This window comes from Cyanobacterium stanieri LEGE 03274 (assembly GCF_015207825.1).
Taxonomy (GTDB): Bacteria; Cyanobacteriota; Cyanobacteriia; order Cyanobacteriales; family Cyanobacteriaceae; genus Cyanobacterium; species Cyanobacterium stanieri_B.
This window is the reverse complement of record NZ_JADEWC010000025.1, coordinates 35715-53000: the sequence shown is the minus strand read 5'-3', so window position 1 is coordinate 53000 and position 17286 is coordinate 35715. Positions and strand designations below refer to the sequence as shown.

Below are 17286 nucleotides of genomic sequence, written 5' to 3'. Positions count from 1 at the left end.
CCCCATCACCCTCACTCCCCATCACCCCATTTAGTTGATTTATTCATCGCCCTTAGCAGATAATGAAGTATTGACCAGTAAAAGAAAAAATATATGTTAAGAGCAGGAATCGTCGGACTCCCCAACGTAGGAAAATCCACCTTATTTAATGCCGTAGTAGCCAATGCCAAAGCCGATGCGGCAAACTTCCCCTTTTGTACCATTGAGCCCAATGTGGGGGTTGTAGCCGTGCCTGATGAGCGTTTGGAGGTATTGGCAAAAATATCTAATTCCGCTAAAGTTGTACCTACTCGTATCGAATTTGTGGACATTGCAGGATTAGTTAAGGGCGCTAGTAAAGGAGAGGGGTTAGGAAATCAATTCCTTGCTAATATTAGGGAAGTAGATGCCATTATCCACGTAGTCAGATGTTTTGACAGTGATGATATTATCCATGTTTCTGGGTCAGTAGATCCAGTGCGTGATATGGAGGTTATCAATTTAGAATTATCCCTAGCTGATTTAACTCAAGTCGAGCGCCGTGTGGAAAGACTTAAAAAACAAGCCAAAAGCAACAATAAAGAAGCTGTGGCGGAAATGGAAGTTTTAGAAAAAATATTACCCATCCTCAATGAAGGTAAAGCCGTTAGGGAAGTAGATTTAACTCCCGAAGATGAAGAAATTATCAAGCCCCTAGGTTTATTAACCTCAAAACCCGTTATCTATGCCGCTAATGTTAGTGATGAAGATTTAGCCACGGGTAACCAATGGGTAGAGGGTGTAAAAGCAGAAGCTACCAAACAAAATGCGATGGTTGTCATCGTTTCTGCGCAAGTTGAATCGGAATTAGTGGAGTTAGGGGCAGAAGAAAAGGCAGAATTTTTAGAATCCTTAGGCGTAGAGGAAGGCGGTTTACAGTCTTTGATTAGAGCTACTTATGAATTGTTAGGATTACGCACTTATCTCACCACTGGGGAAACGGAAACTAGGGCATGGACTATTATTGCTGGTATGAAAGCCCCCCAAGCGGCAGGGGTAATCCATTCTGACTTTGAAAGGGGTTTTATTCGTGCGGAAACCGTTGCTTATAATGATTTGGTGAGTTGTGGTAGTATGGGCGCTGCAAAGGAAAAGGGTTTGGTTAGGGCTGAGGGTAAGGAGTATGTAGTTCAAGAGGGGGATGTTTTATTGTTCCGTTTTAATGTTTAATTTTCTCTGTTAATCGATTTTTTTCAGATCTTTAAATATTATATTTTTGGATTATTAATAAGTTTTTTTGGATAATTAATAAGGGCGCTGTCATAGGGATATGTAAAAAACACGTCCTTATTTTTATACTATTTATACTGTTAGTAATAATAATTGTTTTGTTAGTCATACTAAATCTGATTGACCAGGATTACAATTATAAGGTATCCAATGACTTTAATGGCTAATATTTAATCGTTATATTAACAATGCAATTTTTACTTTTTTTTACTAATCTGCTATTAATTATTATTTTTTAATACTCGATAGTTGTTTTTTATTTTATATTTTTTGCTTCTTATTTTTATTTCTTTATAAGTCAATATTATTAATAAATAATTCTAACTTTTTCTTTTTGACTAACATAATGGTGCTAATCTATTTTTACAATAATATATATCTGCTTTAGTTGAATTTTAGATACATTCAATATTTTATCAATTACCTAATGTCTGATCATCTAAGACTTTATAATCAAGTTTATTACTAAAACATTGTTTTATTGTTAAAATAAATAAGTGCCAAGAGAAATACATCTTTTATTATAATTTTTAATATTTTTTACTGACTGTTGAAAATAAGTTTGATCATAAATTGTTGAGGAAAAAATACCGAAAACCAATAAAATAGTATAAGTTATTTCTTGTTCTATCTTTTTAACACATCAAATTATTTTTTTAGTAAAGTATATTATAATCTTTTAAAAGCTAAAATTATTACTTTATCGTCATCTATTTATTTTAGAACAGAAACAAAACGTTCAGAGTAGCCCTACTAATATAAAAAAAACTTATTTAAGGCGTAAATAATAAATAAACCTAATGCTATCTCCAAAAAATAAAAATTAATCTCTAACATATTGATAATTAAAAATATATAAGTCATAATATCTTTTACAACATTAAGACTAGGTTAAGAATTATGAAAAACAATCGTCTTTGGACATTATTAATGATTTTATTATTAGGTGGAACTTCTTTATCTCTTACCGCCTGCGGTGGTGAAGCAGAAGTTACTCCCCCTGTAGAGGAAGAAACCATCGAAGAAGGTACTGGAGTAGAGGAAGAAACCATCGAAGAAGGTACTGAAGTAGAGGAAGAAACCATCGAAGAAGGTACTGAAGTAGAGGAAGAAACCACCGAAGAAGGTACTGAAGTAGAAGGAGAAACCACCGAAGAAGGTACTGAAGTAGAGGGAGAAACCACCGAAGAAGGTGGACAACAATAATAATATCTGACGTATCAACTATAGATTAACGTCTAATTTTTGGTGTCAGGAGTTAGGGTAGAAGGAAAAGTTTATTACAGCAAGATAAATTTAATTACCTTTTACCCAAACTTTTTTGTAATAGTCAATCTTATTTTATTTAATAACTTACTAATTGTGGCGTAGTCGAATCATTCCCTATTTCCCACTTCCATGGGAAATTATATCTAAAATCAGCAATGCTGTCATCTTCATTTCAAAGACATACCATTCAAGAAGGATTTTAGTCATAAGTATTGTTCATTACTAATTTTTTCCCCTTTGCAGACAACTTGTTTAACACCTCCAAAGTAGTTAATAATAGGAGATTAGGTTATTACAAAAAATTTATATTTTAAACAATGCGCATATCCTTTAAGTGGTTACAAGAATTCGTCGATATTAATATTTCTCCCCAAGAGTTAGCCAAAACCCTTACTATTGCTGGATTTGAAGTAGAAGATATAGAAGATAGACGCACTTGGGCTGATGGTGTGGTTGTCGGTAGAGTTTTAGAGTGCGATCGCCACCCAAACGCTGATAAACTGAGTCTATGTAAAATCGACATTGGCGAAGAAACCCCCTCCCAAATCGTCTGCGGTGCGCCCAACATCAGAAAAGATATATTTGTACCCATTGCCACCCTTGGTACATATTTACCCAACGTAGATTTAAAAATCAAACCAGCCAAACTCAGAGGCGTAGAAAGCAAAGGCATGGTTTGCTCATTAGCCGAACTCGGATTAAGCAAAGAAAGCGAAGGAATCAAAATCCTCGAAGGAGACTTAAGCATCGGGCAAGACGTGCGCCCCCTTTTGGGCTTAGATGATGTCATCCTCGATATTACCGCCACCGCCAACCGTGCCGATGCCCTCAGTATGGTAGGCATTGCCAGAGAAGTAGCCGCCCTCACAGGAGGAGAGTTAAAACTACCCACCACCGAAATTATTACCCCCAACAATCAAACTGATAACCTCACCCTAGACATCAAAGAAACCTCCGCCTGTCCTGCCTATATTGGTACAATTATCGAAAACGTTAAAATTGCCCCTTCTCCCCAATGGTTGCAATGGAGACTAGAAGCATCGGGAGTGCGCCCCATCAACAACGTAGTTGACGTAACTAACTACATCCTCCTTGAATGGGGGCAACCCTTACACGCCTTTGACAGGAAAAAACTAACTCAGATAACCAACAGCCAAACCCTAAATATTGGGGTGCGCTTTGCCCAAGAAAACGAAACCCTCACCACCCTAGACGGGCAAGAAAGACAACTAAAAGAGCAAAATCTACTCATCACCGCCAACAATCATCCCATCGCCCTAGGGGGAGTCATGGGGGGAGAAGAAAGCGAAGTAGATGATAATACCCAGAATATCATCCTAGAAGCCGCCCTTTTTGAACCTGTGCCAATCCGTAGAAGTGCCAGAAGTCAATCCATCCGCACCGAAGCCTCCACCCGTTACGAAAGGGGAGTTAACCAAGTGCAACTAGAAAAAGCCCTTAACCATGCCGTAACCCTTATTACTGATTTAGCCCAAGGTAACGTTACCGCCCAAGTTACTGCGGATAATCGTCGGGGAGAATTTACCAACACAATCCAACTCAGACTCAACCGTTTACACCAAGTATTAGGGAAAGTGATTGATGGGGAAGGATTAACCGATGTTGCCCCCCAAGACGTGGAAAGAATTTTAACCGACTTAGGTTGTCAGTTGAAAGTAGAAACAGAAAACCCTTTAACTTGGGTTGTCACCGTGCCACCTTACCGATACCGTGACTTGGAAAGGGAAATCGATTTAATTGAAGAAGTTGCCAGATTATATGGTTATGATCGTTTTACCGATACCTTACCCCCCCAATCTCAAGTGGGTTACTTATCCTCCGAGGTAACCATTCAGCGTCAAATTAGTTCGGCATTGCGTGGTTTAGGCTTAACGGAATTGGTGCAATATTCCCTCGTTAGCCCTGAAAAAGCCCAAATCAAAATCGCTAATCCTCTTTTCAGTGAATATTCTGCTCTCCGTAGCAATTTAATTGATGGTTTAATCAATGCCTTTGAATACAACCAAGCCCAAGGAAATGGTCATTTAAATGGTTTTGAAATTGGACGAGTTTTTTGGCTAGAAGGTGATAAAAGATGTGAAGGTGATGCCCTAGGGGGTATCCTCGGTGGTGATTTATATAGGGATGGTATTTGGGTAAATAGTGGTAAACCGCAACCCATGTCATGGTATGAAGCCAAGGGCGTTTTAGAGAGTTTATTTAGCAGTCTCAAAGCACCGATTACCTATCAGGCAGAATCCGATGATGAGCGTTTGCACCCAGGGCGCACCGCAGGTTTATGGTTACATAAAACTAAAATTGGGGTATTTGGGCAACTTCATCCCCAGTTAAGGCAGGAAAGAGATTTGCCTGAGAGTGTTTATGTGTTTGAGTTGAAACTTGCTCCTTTGATGGATTATATCAGCCAAAGATATTTACAGATTCCCACTTTCAAGGCTTATTCTACTTATCCCAATGTAGAGCGTGATTTGGCTTTCTTTGCACCCATGGATTTAACGGTGGCGGAAATTACCAACGCTATGCGCAAGGCGGGGGGTAAAACCTTAGTGGATGTGAAGTTATTTGATGAGTATAAAGGGGAAAATGTACCTGATGGTAAGCGTAGTTTGGCTTTTAGTTTAATTTATAATTCCCCTGATGGTACTTTGAAGGATACGGATGTTGATCCTATTCATAACAAAGTTAGAGATAAGTTAGCGAAGCAATTTCCTGTGGAGTTACGCAGTTAGTTTTCTTTTGAGAAGGAAAGTCATATCAAGTCCGCCAAATTAGCAGATTAATATCTTAGTTCAATTTATTGAACGAACTACCATTAGCCGTGTAATGAATTACACGGTGGGGCAACTGCTAAAATACAATCTATTTACAAGGAATTTTCCGAACTTGATGTCATTGGTTTCGTTGCTTTAATTTTCCCCAAAAATTTAAGGTGGGCATTGCCCACCCTACCAATTATTCATTATTGAAAATGATTTTTTGTCTCCTCCATGGAAAGTTGAGGAGATTTTTTTATGGTTTATTCCACATCTAAACCGAAAACACGATCAACGGCTTTTTCTACCTTATAGCCTGAATCAATGGATTCTAAGGGATCTTTACGTAAACGGTGACGCAGACACAGGGGCATTACTCGGCGGATGTCATCCACGGTTACTTCGGTACGTCCTTCAAAAGCCGCGATCGCCTTTGCCGCCCTATTAGTAACAATGTCTCCCCGTAAACCATCTACATCTAAATCAGAACAAATTTCCGATACTTTTACCCGAATTTCATAATCAATGGTGATTTGAGGTAATAAATTTTGAGCATCAACCAACTTTTGTTGTAAAGCCTTTTGTTGCTCATCATAGTTTGCCAAAAAGCCTTGAGGGTCTTGATCAAATTCTGCTCTTTGTTCTACAATTTGCACACGGAGATCAGGATCTTTGACGGTACGAATTTCGGCGTGCATCCCAAAACGATCTAATAATTGGGGACGTAATTCCCCTTCTTCGGGATTTCCAGAACCTACCAACACAAAACGGGCAGGGTGACGAATGGAAATACCTTCCCTTTCTACGGTATTCCAACCACTAGCGGCGGAGTCAAGCAACACATCCACAAGGTGATCATCGAGTAGGTTTACCTCATCTACGTAGAGAATACCACGGTTAGCTTTAGCTAAGAGTCCTGGTTCAAAGGCTTTTACCCCTTCAGAAAGAGCTTTTTCAATGTCAATAGTACCACAGACACGATCTTCGGTTGCTCCTAGGGGTAAGTCAATCATGGGAACTTTTTTTTGAACGGTGTCAATGTGTTCATTATTTTCCACTTTTTCCCTCAATTCTTCCCCCATCATTTCCATATCATTAGGATCTGAGTTGAAGGGATCTCCTGCTACCACAGAGATTTCAGGTAAAAGGTCGGCTAATGCCCTGATGGTGGTGGATTTGCCTGTACCCCGATCGCCCATAATCATGACCCCACCAATTTTAGGATCGATAACATTGAGCAATAAAGCCAATTTCATCTGCTCTTGTCCAACAATGGCAGTAAAAGGAAATACTAATCTACGATTTTTTTTAGGGGGGGCTTGTAAGGTGGTTGTCATAGGTGTTTAAATTTATTGAGATATTCTAATTTTTTATGTATGTAATTAAGGATAACCTTTTTATAGTATGTGTTTCTTAGATCACCGTCAAGAAAATAACAATTAAGATCAAAAAATTTGCCCCTTGAAAGCAACGGTTGTTAAAAACTAGAAAAAACCTATATATTAACAAAAGTTTACAATAAAGGGCAAAATAAGAACCTATTTTAAGGGAAAATAGGTAACGTATAATCTTTTAAATCCCAAGAAAATACAAAAAAATATTAGTTTGCCAATTATGAAAAGATTTTTTTTAATAATTCTAGCTGGGATGTTTTTAATGTGGCAGTCTTTCACTGGCACGGCAAATGCACTCAGTTTAAGCGAAGAACTTCGCACCGTTCCTTTAAATGATCAAGGAGATTTTATTACCCTCAGTAACCAAGAAGCCCAATTAGGTTCTAAATTATTTGTAGCCAGTTGTACTCAGTGTCATATTCAAGGTAAAACCAAAACTAACCCCAACGTTGGTTTAAGCATCGAAGCTCTTTCCAATGCTATTCCTGCTAGGGATAACGTTTTAGCCCTTGTGGACTACATGAAATATCCCACCACCTATGACGGTGAAGATGATCTTTCCCTCTTACACATGAATACCGAAAGATCTGATATTTGGTCAGAAATGAGAAACTATACCGATGACGACCTAGAGGCGATCGCAGGTTACATCTTAATTCAAACCCAAGCAGATCCAAAATGGGGTAAACGTACCTTAATCGAACCGTAATTCTCCCATCAGTTTTACTCTTTTAGGCTTTCCAGGGGCTATGTGCCCCCTTTTTTATCAAAAAAAATCCCCTCACCTATCAGGAGAGGGGGAAGATTAATTATTTTTTCAACCAACTAAACATAGCTCGTAAATCCTTACCAACTTCTTCGATAGGTTGTTCGGCTTCCTGACGACGCATCGCCGTAAATCCTGGTTTACCGGCCTGATTCTCCAATACAAACTCACGGGCAAACTGTCCAGATTGAATCTCACTAAGAATTTTTTTCATTTCCGCACGGGTTGCATCAGTCACCACACGAGGACCACGGGTATAATCTCCATACTCAGCAGTATTAGAAATACTACTACGCATAGAAGCCAAACCACCCTCCACAATTAAATCAACAATTAACTTAACTTCGTGTAAACACTCAAAATAAGCAATTTCAGGTTGATAACCCGCCGAAACCAAAGTTTCAAAACCTGCCTTGATTAACTCAGACAAACCACCACATAAAACCGCCTGTTCACCGAATAAATCAGTTTCAGTTTCTTCCCTGAAGCTAGTTTCCAAAATACCCGCACGAGTGCCACCAATTCCCTTCGCATAGGCCATGGCTAAATCACGAGCCTTACCACTAGCATCCTGATATACCGCAAACAAAGCCGGTACTCCCTGACCTTGTTCATAGGTACGTCTGACAAGGTGTCCAGGACCTTTAGGCGCAATCATTACCACATCCACATCCGCAGGGGGAACAATTTGACCAAAATGGATATTAAAACCATGGGCAAAAGAAAGAACATTACCCGCACTTAAATTAGGCGCGATTTCATTTTCGTATATGGTGCGCTGGACCTCATCAGGCAACAAAATCATGATCCAATCCGCCATCGAAGAAGCCTCAGCAACGCTATAAACCTTTAAACCTTCCGCCTCAGCTTTAGCAGTGGATTTACTACCTTCATATAAGCCCACAACAACATTAACACCACTTTCCTTTAAATTAAGAGCGTGGGCATGACCCTGAGAACCATAACCGATAATAGCAACAGTTTTATTAGCAAATAAATCTAAGTTAGCATCATTATCATAATACATTTGAGCCATTATAGAAGTACCTCAATATAAAATTAAAATTTAGTAAGCAATCTTATATCATAGCCTATTAACTGCGATTTATTGATTTAATACTCCTCCTCATATTCAGGCATCTTCTGTTTTTGAGGAATATTAACCTTTTGGGGACGATAATCATCCTCATCATCCCAAACATCCTCCTCCATCAACTCAGCATTATAACTATCCACCTGACTCGTAGAAGGTTCATAACGACTAGGGGAAGGTCTTTCTAATCTATCTTCTCCCCAATTATCCCCTTCAAACTCCTCCTCATATAAAGGGGCAGAACGTTGACGACGCACGGGAGGATTTACAGGGGCAACTTCTTCCCACTTATCATCTTCCCAATTATCTTCGCGTACAGGAGGTTGACTTTTAATGGGAGGAGCTACAGGCCGCACAGGCATTCCCGTTGGTAACTGATTTTCTGGGGGAGTAGTAGGGGCATAATACATATCATCATCATCCTTTTCCCAAGGAGGACGACCAATACCCAAACGTTCTAAAACTCCTACGGTAATTTGTGTAATACGTTCTTCCGCCCCTTCAAAAACAATAATACGATTAGGCCCACTACTAACTATTTCATCAACGGATAATTCATAGGTGCTAATTAATTGATCAGGAATTTGGGGATAACCTAAAGTAGCTATAGTTAAAGAGTCAACCTCCCCCGTTTCTTGGTTAAACTGAAAATCTCGCACTTTTCCTAACGGTTCACCAGTTTCCGTTACTACCTCACAGTTAATTAGAGGACTATAAAGTTCTATATCAATATCTTCGATCGCATCTTCACTCTCTACCAACACCACATCTCCCGTTTGAGAGACACTATCAATATACATATACTTAGGAATGCCAGATAATGCCAACATATTATCCCGCAAACCAAAAGCAACCACCTCACGGCGATCAACATCTACTAAAACTTCCTTGATTACTCCTAGTCTTTTACCCGTGCTTCGAGTAATTACCTGAGTATTTAAAAACTCATTGCGTAAACGACTTTGTTCACTTGCCATAATAATTTATATATAGAATACGAACTAAATTTATCTTAAAAACCCTTACTCACTGCTAGTGCTATGATAATAACTCAAAATTAACAAAATAGCAGAAAACAAAAGATAAAAGAAACTTAGGGCAGTTTTGAGGCTAAAAATTAACCATCCTTCCCTAAGTAACCTTATCTTTATATTGTAAAAGATCTTAATTCGCTTCTGATTCTATAACCTTTTCAGGTTCATCCTTAAATACCGCCTTGAGTAGAGGAGGAGCAACAAAAGTAGTAGCAATTACCATCACAATAATAGCCGCCTCAGTGGCAGGAGACAAAGCACCACTAGCAGAACCTACCCCCGCAAACACTAAACCCACTTCTCCCCTAGGTACCATACCTACCCCAATAGCAAGTTTATTAATCTCCGGTTTACCCCACACCGTAAAACCAGTAATCACCTTACCGACAATGGCAACAATGATCAAAAATGAAGCGATAATTAAACCCTCACGATTACTAGGAATAGCAGGATTTAAAACCCCCAAATCAGTTCTTGCACCCACACACACAAAGAAAATTGGTACAAACAAATCCGCCACGGGAATAATTTGTTCCTCTAATTCCTTTCTCTTTTCTGTCTCAGCCAATACTAACCCCGCAGCAAAAGCGCCTAAAATTCCTTCTAATTGAATGATATTTGCCACATAGGCCAAGACAAAGGCGAAAATTATCCCCGTAACTAAAACCTGTCCTCTAGTTTTCATTTGATTAACCAAACTCACTAGGAAAGGAGAAATTAATCTACCAATTAAAATAGTGCCGATAAGAAAAGCACCAGCACTAACAATAAGGATAATAATTTGACTAACTTGAACTTCCCCAGTTTTAACCAGACTACCCACCACCGCTAAAACGATAATGCCCAAAATATCATCTAACACTGCCGCACCAATGATAATTTGTCCTTCGGTGGAACTTAATTTACCCAACTCGGCTAATACCTTCGCTGTAATCCCAATACTCGTGGCAGTCAGGGCAGCCCCTGCAAATACTGAAGGAATTACGGGTAAACCAAAAAGAAACACTAAACCAGCCGTTCCCATCACAAAGGGAGCAACTACCCCCACCACAGCAACAATGGCGGCCGAAGGGCCTACTCTAATTAATTCTTTTAAATCTGATTCCAAGCCGATTTCAAATAAGAGAATGATTACCCCTAGTTCTGCTAAAACAGAGATAACTTCACTCATGCTCTCAAATACTAATTCTGTTCCCCCGGGGGTTAAATTAGCGGTGGATTGAAGAAATTGAATAATCAGAGAATCGGTGGCTTCCATGCCTCCTTCGGGAAAGACGAGAAATTTGAGGGCGGAAATCCCAATGACAACCCCTCCCACTAATTCTCCTAGTACGGCGGGAAGATTTATTCTCGAACAAATTTCGCCACCTACTTTACTAGCAAAATAGATGATGACTAAACTTAGTAAAACTCCTGCTAAAACCAAGGATGGTTCTGCGGTTTCTGTTTCTGTTGCAAAAATAGGATAAAACCAAGACATAAATTTTTATACTTTCACCCGCAAAAATTTTTACTTTATATTCTCTTTAGAATATCACAAGGAGTTTCCATTTATTTTTATCTATGGGTGTTTAATATTTCTAATATGTCATATATACTAAGGTTTTTAATTCAATTTTTACTAAATCAATTATGATTAATTATGACACTTATTATCTGTTGCAATGAAATATTTTAGTTTATTAATCACTTCATTTTTGTTGATTTTTCCTTCTGCTTCGGTGAGGGCAAATGAGGATGTAACCACTACTATCAATGCTGAAGATGTAGGTTATTTGATGGGGGGTTATATGTGTAAGTCTTTGTTGACTACGGGAAGTATGGATGATCCTGAAATGTTGGAACAGTTTGCCCTAGAGGCGACGGAAAAATATGATGGGGAGGAGTCCGAGGAGTTTTTATCTTTGATGGTGGGTTTAATGTTGACGGAGAATATTGGGGATGATGCCGACAGTTTGGAGTTGATGAGGGGGGCTTTTAAGCATATCATTAATGATGATGATTGTTTTCAGGCTTTTTTAAGGCAGTCTGAGGGCATCGGAGGGGAAGAAGATTCTGAATTGACGGAGTAATTGAAAGTCTCTTAGGTGAATATTTGGTTGATTTTTTGGGCTAGGTCAAAGTCTTTCTCTGTGATACCCCCTTGGTCATGGCTGGTAAGGTTTATGGTGACTTTGTTATAGGATATTGATATATCTGGATGGTGTCCTGCGGATTCTGCGGGGGCTACTAATTGGTTGACAAAGTCGATCGCCTTTAGAAAGTCATCAAATTGGAAAGTTTTGACTAAGTTTTTTCCTTCTACGTTCCAATCTTGGAAATTCTCTAGTTTTTGTTGGATTTGTTGTTGGTTCAATAACATATTGTTTTCTAGTGTTTTGTTTGTTTGATCTTAGCTCATTTTTTTTTGCTTTCTTTTCGGTAATTCCCCCAAGGTGATGGGATTGCTCATGGAAGATGTTATTTTTATAAGATAAGCTAAAGCCTTTTAGACTAAAGATTTTTGGGTAGAATTTGGTTAATATAATGCTATGGTTAGACTAGAAAATTTACCTATTTAATAGATTATGACTACTCATTTTATTACTGCAGAAGTTGATTTAAAAGAGAATCCTTTGACCTTTAAAAAGGAGGTAGAGACAAAGTTAAATGAGGAGGGCAATCCGTTACGTTGGGCGGTGACTAAAGTGGATAAGGAAGGGGAAAAAGCCCATGTGGAAGCCATTGTCACTAAAGGGAAATAAAAATTAAATGGTGGCAGAGGTGTTAGGGTTAAACCATTGATAACTAAGGTTTGCTGAATAGGCAATAAACATGAAAAAGCCCTAATTAGTTATTTTGGCGTTGCTGATTTGTTATTTAAGGGAACAGGGAACGGGGAATAGGCAACAGTGATAATGTTTTGGTAAATGTTTAGTGTAATTCAATTATATTTCATACCATAACCCGTGCAATGCCGTAATTTTGTTTGTTATTTCTTTTCTTTTTATTGAATTTTAATCAATTTTTGATACTGGTTATATGCTCTACAAGAAACCTTATTGTGCTGTGTTAATTGTACCCACGGGGGTGGGTGCTTCCATTGGTGGTTATGCGGGGGATGCTTTACCTGTGGCGAGGGCTATGGGAGAAGTGTGCGATCGCCTCATCACCCATCCTAATGTGATGAATGGAGCAAGTTTATATTGGGCAAAGGAAAATATTGATTATGTGGAAGGTTATGCCCTTGATAAGTTTGCTGGGGGGGAATGGGGTTTAAAATCGGTGCATCAAAATAAAATTGGTGTAATTTTTGATCAAAATATCGAACCGGAGTTATATTATCGTCATCTCCAAGCCATGGATGGCTTACGGGCAACGGTGGGGGTTAATGTCAGAGATTATATCGTCACCGATGCCCCCCTGAATGTGCAGTTAAGAATCGCTGATAGTGGAGCTAGTTGGGGTACTATTGGTAATCCTGATAGTTTATTGAGGGCAGGACAAAAATTAGTGGCACAGGGCATAAGTGCGATCGCCGTGGTAGCCAGATTTCCTGATGATAGTGATTCCCAAGCCCTCAACGATTATCGTCATGGTAGCGGTGTAGATGCGCTCGCTGGGGCTGAAGCTGTTATTTCCCATTTGTTGGTGAGGGAATTTCAAATCCCTTGCGCCCATGCCCCCGCCCTTTCTCCTTTACCTTTAGATACCAATATTTCACCACGGGCTGCCGCCGAAGAATTGGGATATACTTTTTTACCCTGTGTTTTAGTGGGTTTAAACAAAGCACCCCAATTTACTCAAGATAGAAATAGCCACAGTTTATGGGCCGATGACATAGATGCTTTAATAATTCCCCACCATGCCTGTGGGGGTAGTGCTACCCTAAGTTTTGCCCATTCCCATACCAAAATCATCGTCGTCGAAGATAACGAAACCATCATAAAAGTACCGCCCGAACCCCTTGCTATCAAACCTATTCGGGTTAAATCATACCTGGAGGCGATCGGTGTTATGGTTGCCCACAAAGCAGGAATTCACTTTCAAGGATTAACCTCCGATACCGCTCATAATTGGTGTTATATCGAGTCCCTTTGATCACTTACAAATTAGAGTGAGGTTTCAGGTGCTAGGGACGTAGCATGGTACACCAGTACAGGTTGCAGGAGATGGGGAGTATGGGAGATGAGGAGTATGGGGGATGGGGAGTAAGAGTAAAATAGTTCAATTATTCATTGTCAATTGTCAATTGTCAATTATTCACGCCTTTACAAGACTATAAATCTTATCCCAAACTTAGATTATTTATAACAAATTTTCCGAACCTGAAATTATAAATAACCAAAAGAAAAATACTCTCATCCACTAAGACAAGAGTACGAAAATGAGTAAAACTATAAAACTTGTTCCACTTCGGCTATTTCAGGAATGTATTCCCTTAAACGACGTTCAATACCCATTCTTAAAGTCATGGCAGAGCTAGGGCAAGAACCACAAGCCCCTTGTAGTCTTAGTTTTACCGTTGGACCATCAATTTCTACCAACTCAACATTACCACCATCGGCCATTAAGTAGGGACGTAAATCATCTAAAACTTGTTCGACATTTTCATTGGTCAAAGCTAAAGCCATAAATATCTCCTTTGATAAAATTAGAGCCAATACATATCATGATAACCAATTTACCAATGGCGGACTTAATCCAAAGTCTATTGAGCCATAAACAAACGGAGAGGGGGGGATTCGAACCCCCGAAGGGTGTTACCCCTTAACAATTTTCGAGACTGTCGCATTCAACCACTCTGCCACCTCTCCATGTCCAATGGTCAATTATAACAAATACTGTGGTTATTGGGAACTAAATCTATAATTAATTAGTCTAAGTTAAAGTGGTTATTATAGGATCTAATTAGATTATTAAAATTATTTTAGTTTTCAACTATTAACCCCTATTATAAATAATAATTGACTACAAAAAATCAAATGCTAAATAATAATCAAAGCAAAATATTCTTGGCAACTCTTTTACTATTAACAGCTAGTTTTGTTGCTATTAATCCTAGTTTAGATAAAATTTTTACCACTAACAATGCGGTATATGCCGAAAAAGATAATTCTGAGATGAGTAATTCTGAAACTAATTTGTTAGATGAGAGAATAGTTAATGCTAATCGTGACTTTGCTTTTAAGTTATTTTCTGCGGTGAGGATGGAAGACGAAGATGAGAATATTTTTATTTCTGCCCCTAGTGTTTCTATTGCTTTAAATTTGTTAAATAATGGTGCAAATGCTGAAACCAGAGAGGAAATCAGACGAGTTTTAGAGTTAGAAAATATTATTCTTCCTGAAATTAATAGACAGTATAAAACTTTACAAGATTTATTACAAAATAACCAAGAAAGTACCCTTTCTATTAACAATTCTCTTTGGATTCGTGAGGGTTTTCCCATTAAACCCAATTTTTTGAGCCAAAATAGGGAATATTATCAAAGTGAAGTATCAGCCTTAGATTTTGATAGCCCTGATGCGGTGGATATTATTAATAAATGGGTGAGTGATGCCACTGAGGAAAAAATTACTACTATTGTCGATTCTATTTCCCCTGAAGATGTTTTATTTTTGATTAATGCTATTTATTTTAAGGGTGAATGGCAACAAGCCTTTAATCCCGAATTAACCCAAGAGATGAATTTTACCCAGTCTAATGGGGAGGTTATCCAACATCCTTTGATGAGTCGGGAGGGTAGTTTTGCTTATTTGGAAAATGATGATGTAGAAATGATTCGTTTGCCCTATGGGGAGTCTGAAAAATTGGCTATGTATGTGGTTTTACCTCAAGAGGATTCTAGTTTGGATGGGGTGATGGAAAATTTAAACGGGGAAATATGGCAGGAATGGACTGCTAATTTGCGTCGTCAAGACGGTACGATTCGTTTGCCAAGATTTAGTATAGAATATGATATTTCTTTAAATAATGTTTTACAGAAGTTGGGTATCAATAAGGCTTTTACTAATCAGGCTGATTTTAGTAATTTAACTGATGAACCTATATTAATTGATCAAGTAAAACATAAAACTTTTATTGATGTTAATGAGGAAGGCACGGAAGCAGCCGCAGTTACTTCTATTGGTATTCGGGTTACTTCTTTACCTCTTGATAATTTTGAAATGGTGGTAAATCGTCCTTTCTTTTATGCAATTCAGGATGAGGAAACAGGCACTATTTTATTTATGGGTAATGTCAACAGTCTATAGTTAGACAATTCCTAAGTAATTTTTGACTATGTTTAAGATGCGATCGCACGCCTTCCCATCCCCAAAAGGATTAATAGCCCCTGCCATCTCATCATAACTACTTTGATTGGTCAATAATTCTTGGGCAGATTGAAAAATTATTTCTGCATCAGTGCCGATTAATTTTGCCGTTCCTGCAGTAATAGCCTCTGGTCTTTCCGTTGTTTCTCGTAAAACTAAGATAGGTTTTCCTAAACTGGGAGCTTCTTCTTGTAAACCTCCAGAATCAGTTAAAAGGAAAAAACTGCGCTTAATTGCTCCTACTAATTCTTGGTAATCTAAAGGCTCGGTTAAAAATACCCTTTCATGGTTATCAAAAGCCTGTTTGATGGGATTTCTTACCGTGGGATTACGATGGAGGGGAAGCAGGATCGCCACATCAGGAAATTGATCTAAAATTAACTGCATCCCTTTAATAATGTCCTGTAAAGGTTCACCCCAATTTTCTCGGCGATGGACAGTCATTAACAATACCCTATATTGATCCCAGTTTAGCCCCTCCACATCACAGGGAGGATTTTTGTCAGCCACCGATAACAAAGCATCTATTACCGTGTTACCTGTGTGGTGAATTTCCCCCGTTACCCCCGAATTTTTTAAGTTTTCCACCGCTAGGGTAGTGGGTGCAAAATGGAGTTGGGTAATTTGAGAAATTAGACGACGATTGGCTTCTTCAGGAAAAGGATTATAAATATTATTGGTGCGTAATCCGGCTTCCACATGGCCCACAGGAATTTGTTGATAAAATGAAGCAAGGGCAGCCGCAAAGGCGGTGGTAGTATCCCCTTGGGCGATAACTAATTGAGGTTTAATTTTTTGAAATATTTTTTCTAACCCTTGTAAACTACGACAGGTAATATCGCTGAGGGTTTGATTAGGTTGCATGATGTCTAAGTCTTCATCGGCGGTTAAACCAAAAATGTCCATTACCTGAGCAACCATTTCCCGATGTTGCCCTGTCAAAATCACTTTGGTATCAAATTCTGGGCTATTTTGAAAGGTTTGAATAACGGGTGCGAGTTTGATGGCTTCTGGGCGTGTGCCAAGGGTGATACAAATAGTTTTTTGGGCGGACATTTTAATATCTTATTTTTATCTTTCCAGTAAAATCATATTATATTCAGTTTGAGTCATCCCTAGTTACAAATTATTCAATCAGTTATGGCAAATTTATCTTTATCCACCGTGTAATGAATTACACGGCTAAGGGTTTATCGTTCAATAAATTGAACTAAGGTATATTTTGACTCAGGAATTTCATACAAAGTACAGTTTTTGTAAATTCTGATACCTAACACCTGATAGCTAACACCTTGACAAAATTATTAATTTTATCCTGAACTCAAGTTAGGAATTATATCTGGTGTATCACCCTATAAATTCGGTTTTACCCCTAAATCCCCCAATAATGGGGGACTTTTATCAAGAAATTA

General features: G+C 38.5%; 15 protein-coding genes and 1 tRNA gene. 8 read left to right on the top strand and 8 right to left on the bottom strand.

What is annotated here, in order from left to right; genetic code table 11:
* The first annotated feature begins 93 nt into the window (after window positions 1–93).
* The 3 genes from ychF to pheT all read left to right on the top strand — a co-directional run bounded on the left by ychF (window position 94) and on the right by pheT (window position 5267).
* Entirely contained in the window at window positions 94–1188 is a 1095-nt protein-coding gene (gene ychF, locus IQ215_RS11030; protein WP_193801369.1) for a redox-regulated ATPase YchF, read from the top strand.
* Between the two features lie 960 nt (window positions 1189–2148).
* Window positions 2149–2454, top strand: coding sequence for a hypothetical protein (locus IQ215_RS11025; protein ID WP_193801368.1), 306 nt, complete (start codon window positions 2149–2151; stop codon window positions 2452–2454).
* Window positions 2455–2834: 380 nt separating this feature from the next.
* Window positions 2835–5267, top strand: a complete 2433-nt coding sequence (gene pheT, locus IQ215_RS11020) for a phenylalanine--tRNA ligase subunit beta (RefSeq protein WP_193801367.1) — start codon at window positions 2835–2837, stop codon at window positions 5265–5267.
* 287 nt (window positions 5268–5554) lie between these two features.
* On the opposite strand, the gene bchI is transcribed toward pheT, so the two are convergent.
* The gene (gene bchI / locus IQ215_RS11015) at window positions 5555–6628 is read right to left on the bottom strand and encodes a magnesium chelatase ATPase subunit I (protein ID WP_193801366.1); all 1074 of its coding nucleotides are present in this window, start codon (window positions 6626–6628) and stop codon (window positions 5555–5557) included.
* Between the two features lie 277 nt (window positions 6629–6905).
* Here bchI and psbV point away from each other — a divergent pair, with 277 nt between their 5' ends.
* Entirely contained in the window at window positions 6906–7394 is a 489-nt protein-coding gene (psbV, locus tag IQ215_RS11010; protein WP_193801365.1) for a photosystem II cytochrome c-550, read from the top strand.
* A 100-nt stretch (window positions 7395–7494) separates the two neighbouring features.
* On the opposite strand, the gene ilvC is transcribed toward psbV, so the two are convergent.
* The 3 genes from ilvC to IQ215_RS10995 form a co-directional block, all read right to left on the bottom strand.
* Entirely contained in the window at window positions 7495–8487 is a 993-nt protein-coding gene (gene ilvC / locus IQ215_RS11005) for a ketol-acid reductoisomerase (RefSeq protein WP_193801364.1), read from the bottom strand.
* Between the two features lie 77 nt (window positions 8488–8564).
* A complete protein-coding gene (locus IQ215_RS11000; protein ID WP_193801363.1) occupies window positions 8565–9521 on the bottom strand; it encodes a PRC-barrel domain-containing protein in 957 nt (318 codons plus the stop codon).
* 187 nt (window positions 9522–9708) lie between these two features.
* Window positions 9709–11058 carry a cation:proton antiporter gene (locus IQ215_RS10995; RefSeq protein WP_193801362.1) on the bottom strand — a complete coding sequence of 450 codons (1350 nt, stop codon included), beginning with the start codon at window positions 11056–11058 and terminating at the stop codon, window positions 9709–9711.
* A gap of 184 nt (window positions 11059–11242) precedes the next feature.
* On the opposite strand from IQ215_RS10995, the gene IQ215_RS10990 reads away from it, so the two are divergent.
* Entirely contained in the window at window positions 11243–11650 is a 408-nt protein-coding gene (locus IQ215_RS10990) for a hypothetical protein (protein WP_193801361.1), read from the top strand.
* 11 nt (window positions 11651–11661) lie between these two features.
* Here the strand turns inward: IQ215_RS10990 and IQ215_RS10985 are convergent, their stop codons facing one another.
* Window positions 11662–11940, bottom strand: a complete 279-nt coding sequence (locus IQ215_RS10985; protein ID WP_193801360.1) for a 4a-hydroxytetrahydrobiopterin dehydratase — start codon at window positions 11938–11940, stop codon at window positions 11662–11664.
* Between the two features lie 205 nt (window positions 11941–12145).
* On the opposite strand from IQ215_RS10985, the gene IQ215_RS10980 reads away from it, so the two are divergent.
* Complete coding sequence (locus IQ215_RS10980) at window positions 12146–12322, top strand: hypothetical protein (protein WP_193801359.1); 177 nt, start codon at window positions 12146–12148, stop codon at window positions 12320–12322.
* 277 nt (window positions 12323–12599) lie between these two features.
* Entirely contained in the window at window positions 12600–13658 is a 1059-nt protein-coding gene (locus tag IQ215_RS10975; RefSeq protein WP_193801358.1) for a DUF3326 domain-containing protein, read from the top strand.
* A 296-nt stretch (window positions 13659–13954) separates the two neighbouring features.
* Here IQ215_RS10975 and IQ215_RS10970 read toward each other — a convergent pair whose 3' ends face one another.
* Both IQ215_RS10970 and IQ215_RS10965 read right to left on the bottom strand, forming a co-directional pair.
* Entirely contained in the window at window positions 13955–14191 is a 237-nt protein-coding gene (locus IQ215_RS10970; protein ID WP_193801357.1) for a NifU family protein, read from the bottom strand.
* Window positions 14192–14287: 96 nt separating this feature from the next.
* Window positions 14288–14374, bottom strand: a tRNA-Ser gene (locus tag IQ215_RS10965).
* Between the two features lie 168 nt (window positions 14375–14542).
* Here IQ215_RS10965 and IQ215_RS10960 point away from each other — a divergent pair.
* Window positions 14543–15814, top strand: a complete 1272-nt coding sequence (locus tag IQ215_RS10960) for a serpin family protein (RefSeq protein ID WP_193801356.1) — start codon at window positions 14543–14545, stop codon at window positions 15812–15814.
* Here the strand turns inward: IQ215_RS10960 and wecB are convergent, their stop codons facing one another.
* Window positions 15815–16930 (bottom strand): non-hydrolyzing UDP-N-acetylglucosamine 2-epimerase, encoded by a 1116-nt coding sequence (gene wecB, locus IQ215_RS10955; RefSeq protein ID WP_193801355.1) that lies wholly within the window; start codon window positions 16928–16930, stop codon window positions 15815–15817.
* Window positions 16931–17286: the final 356 nt, after the last annotated feature.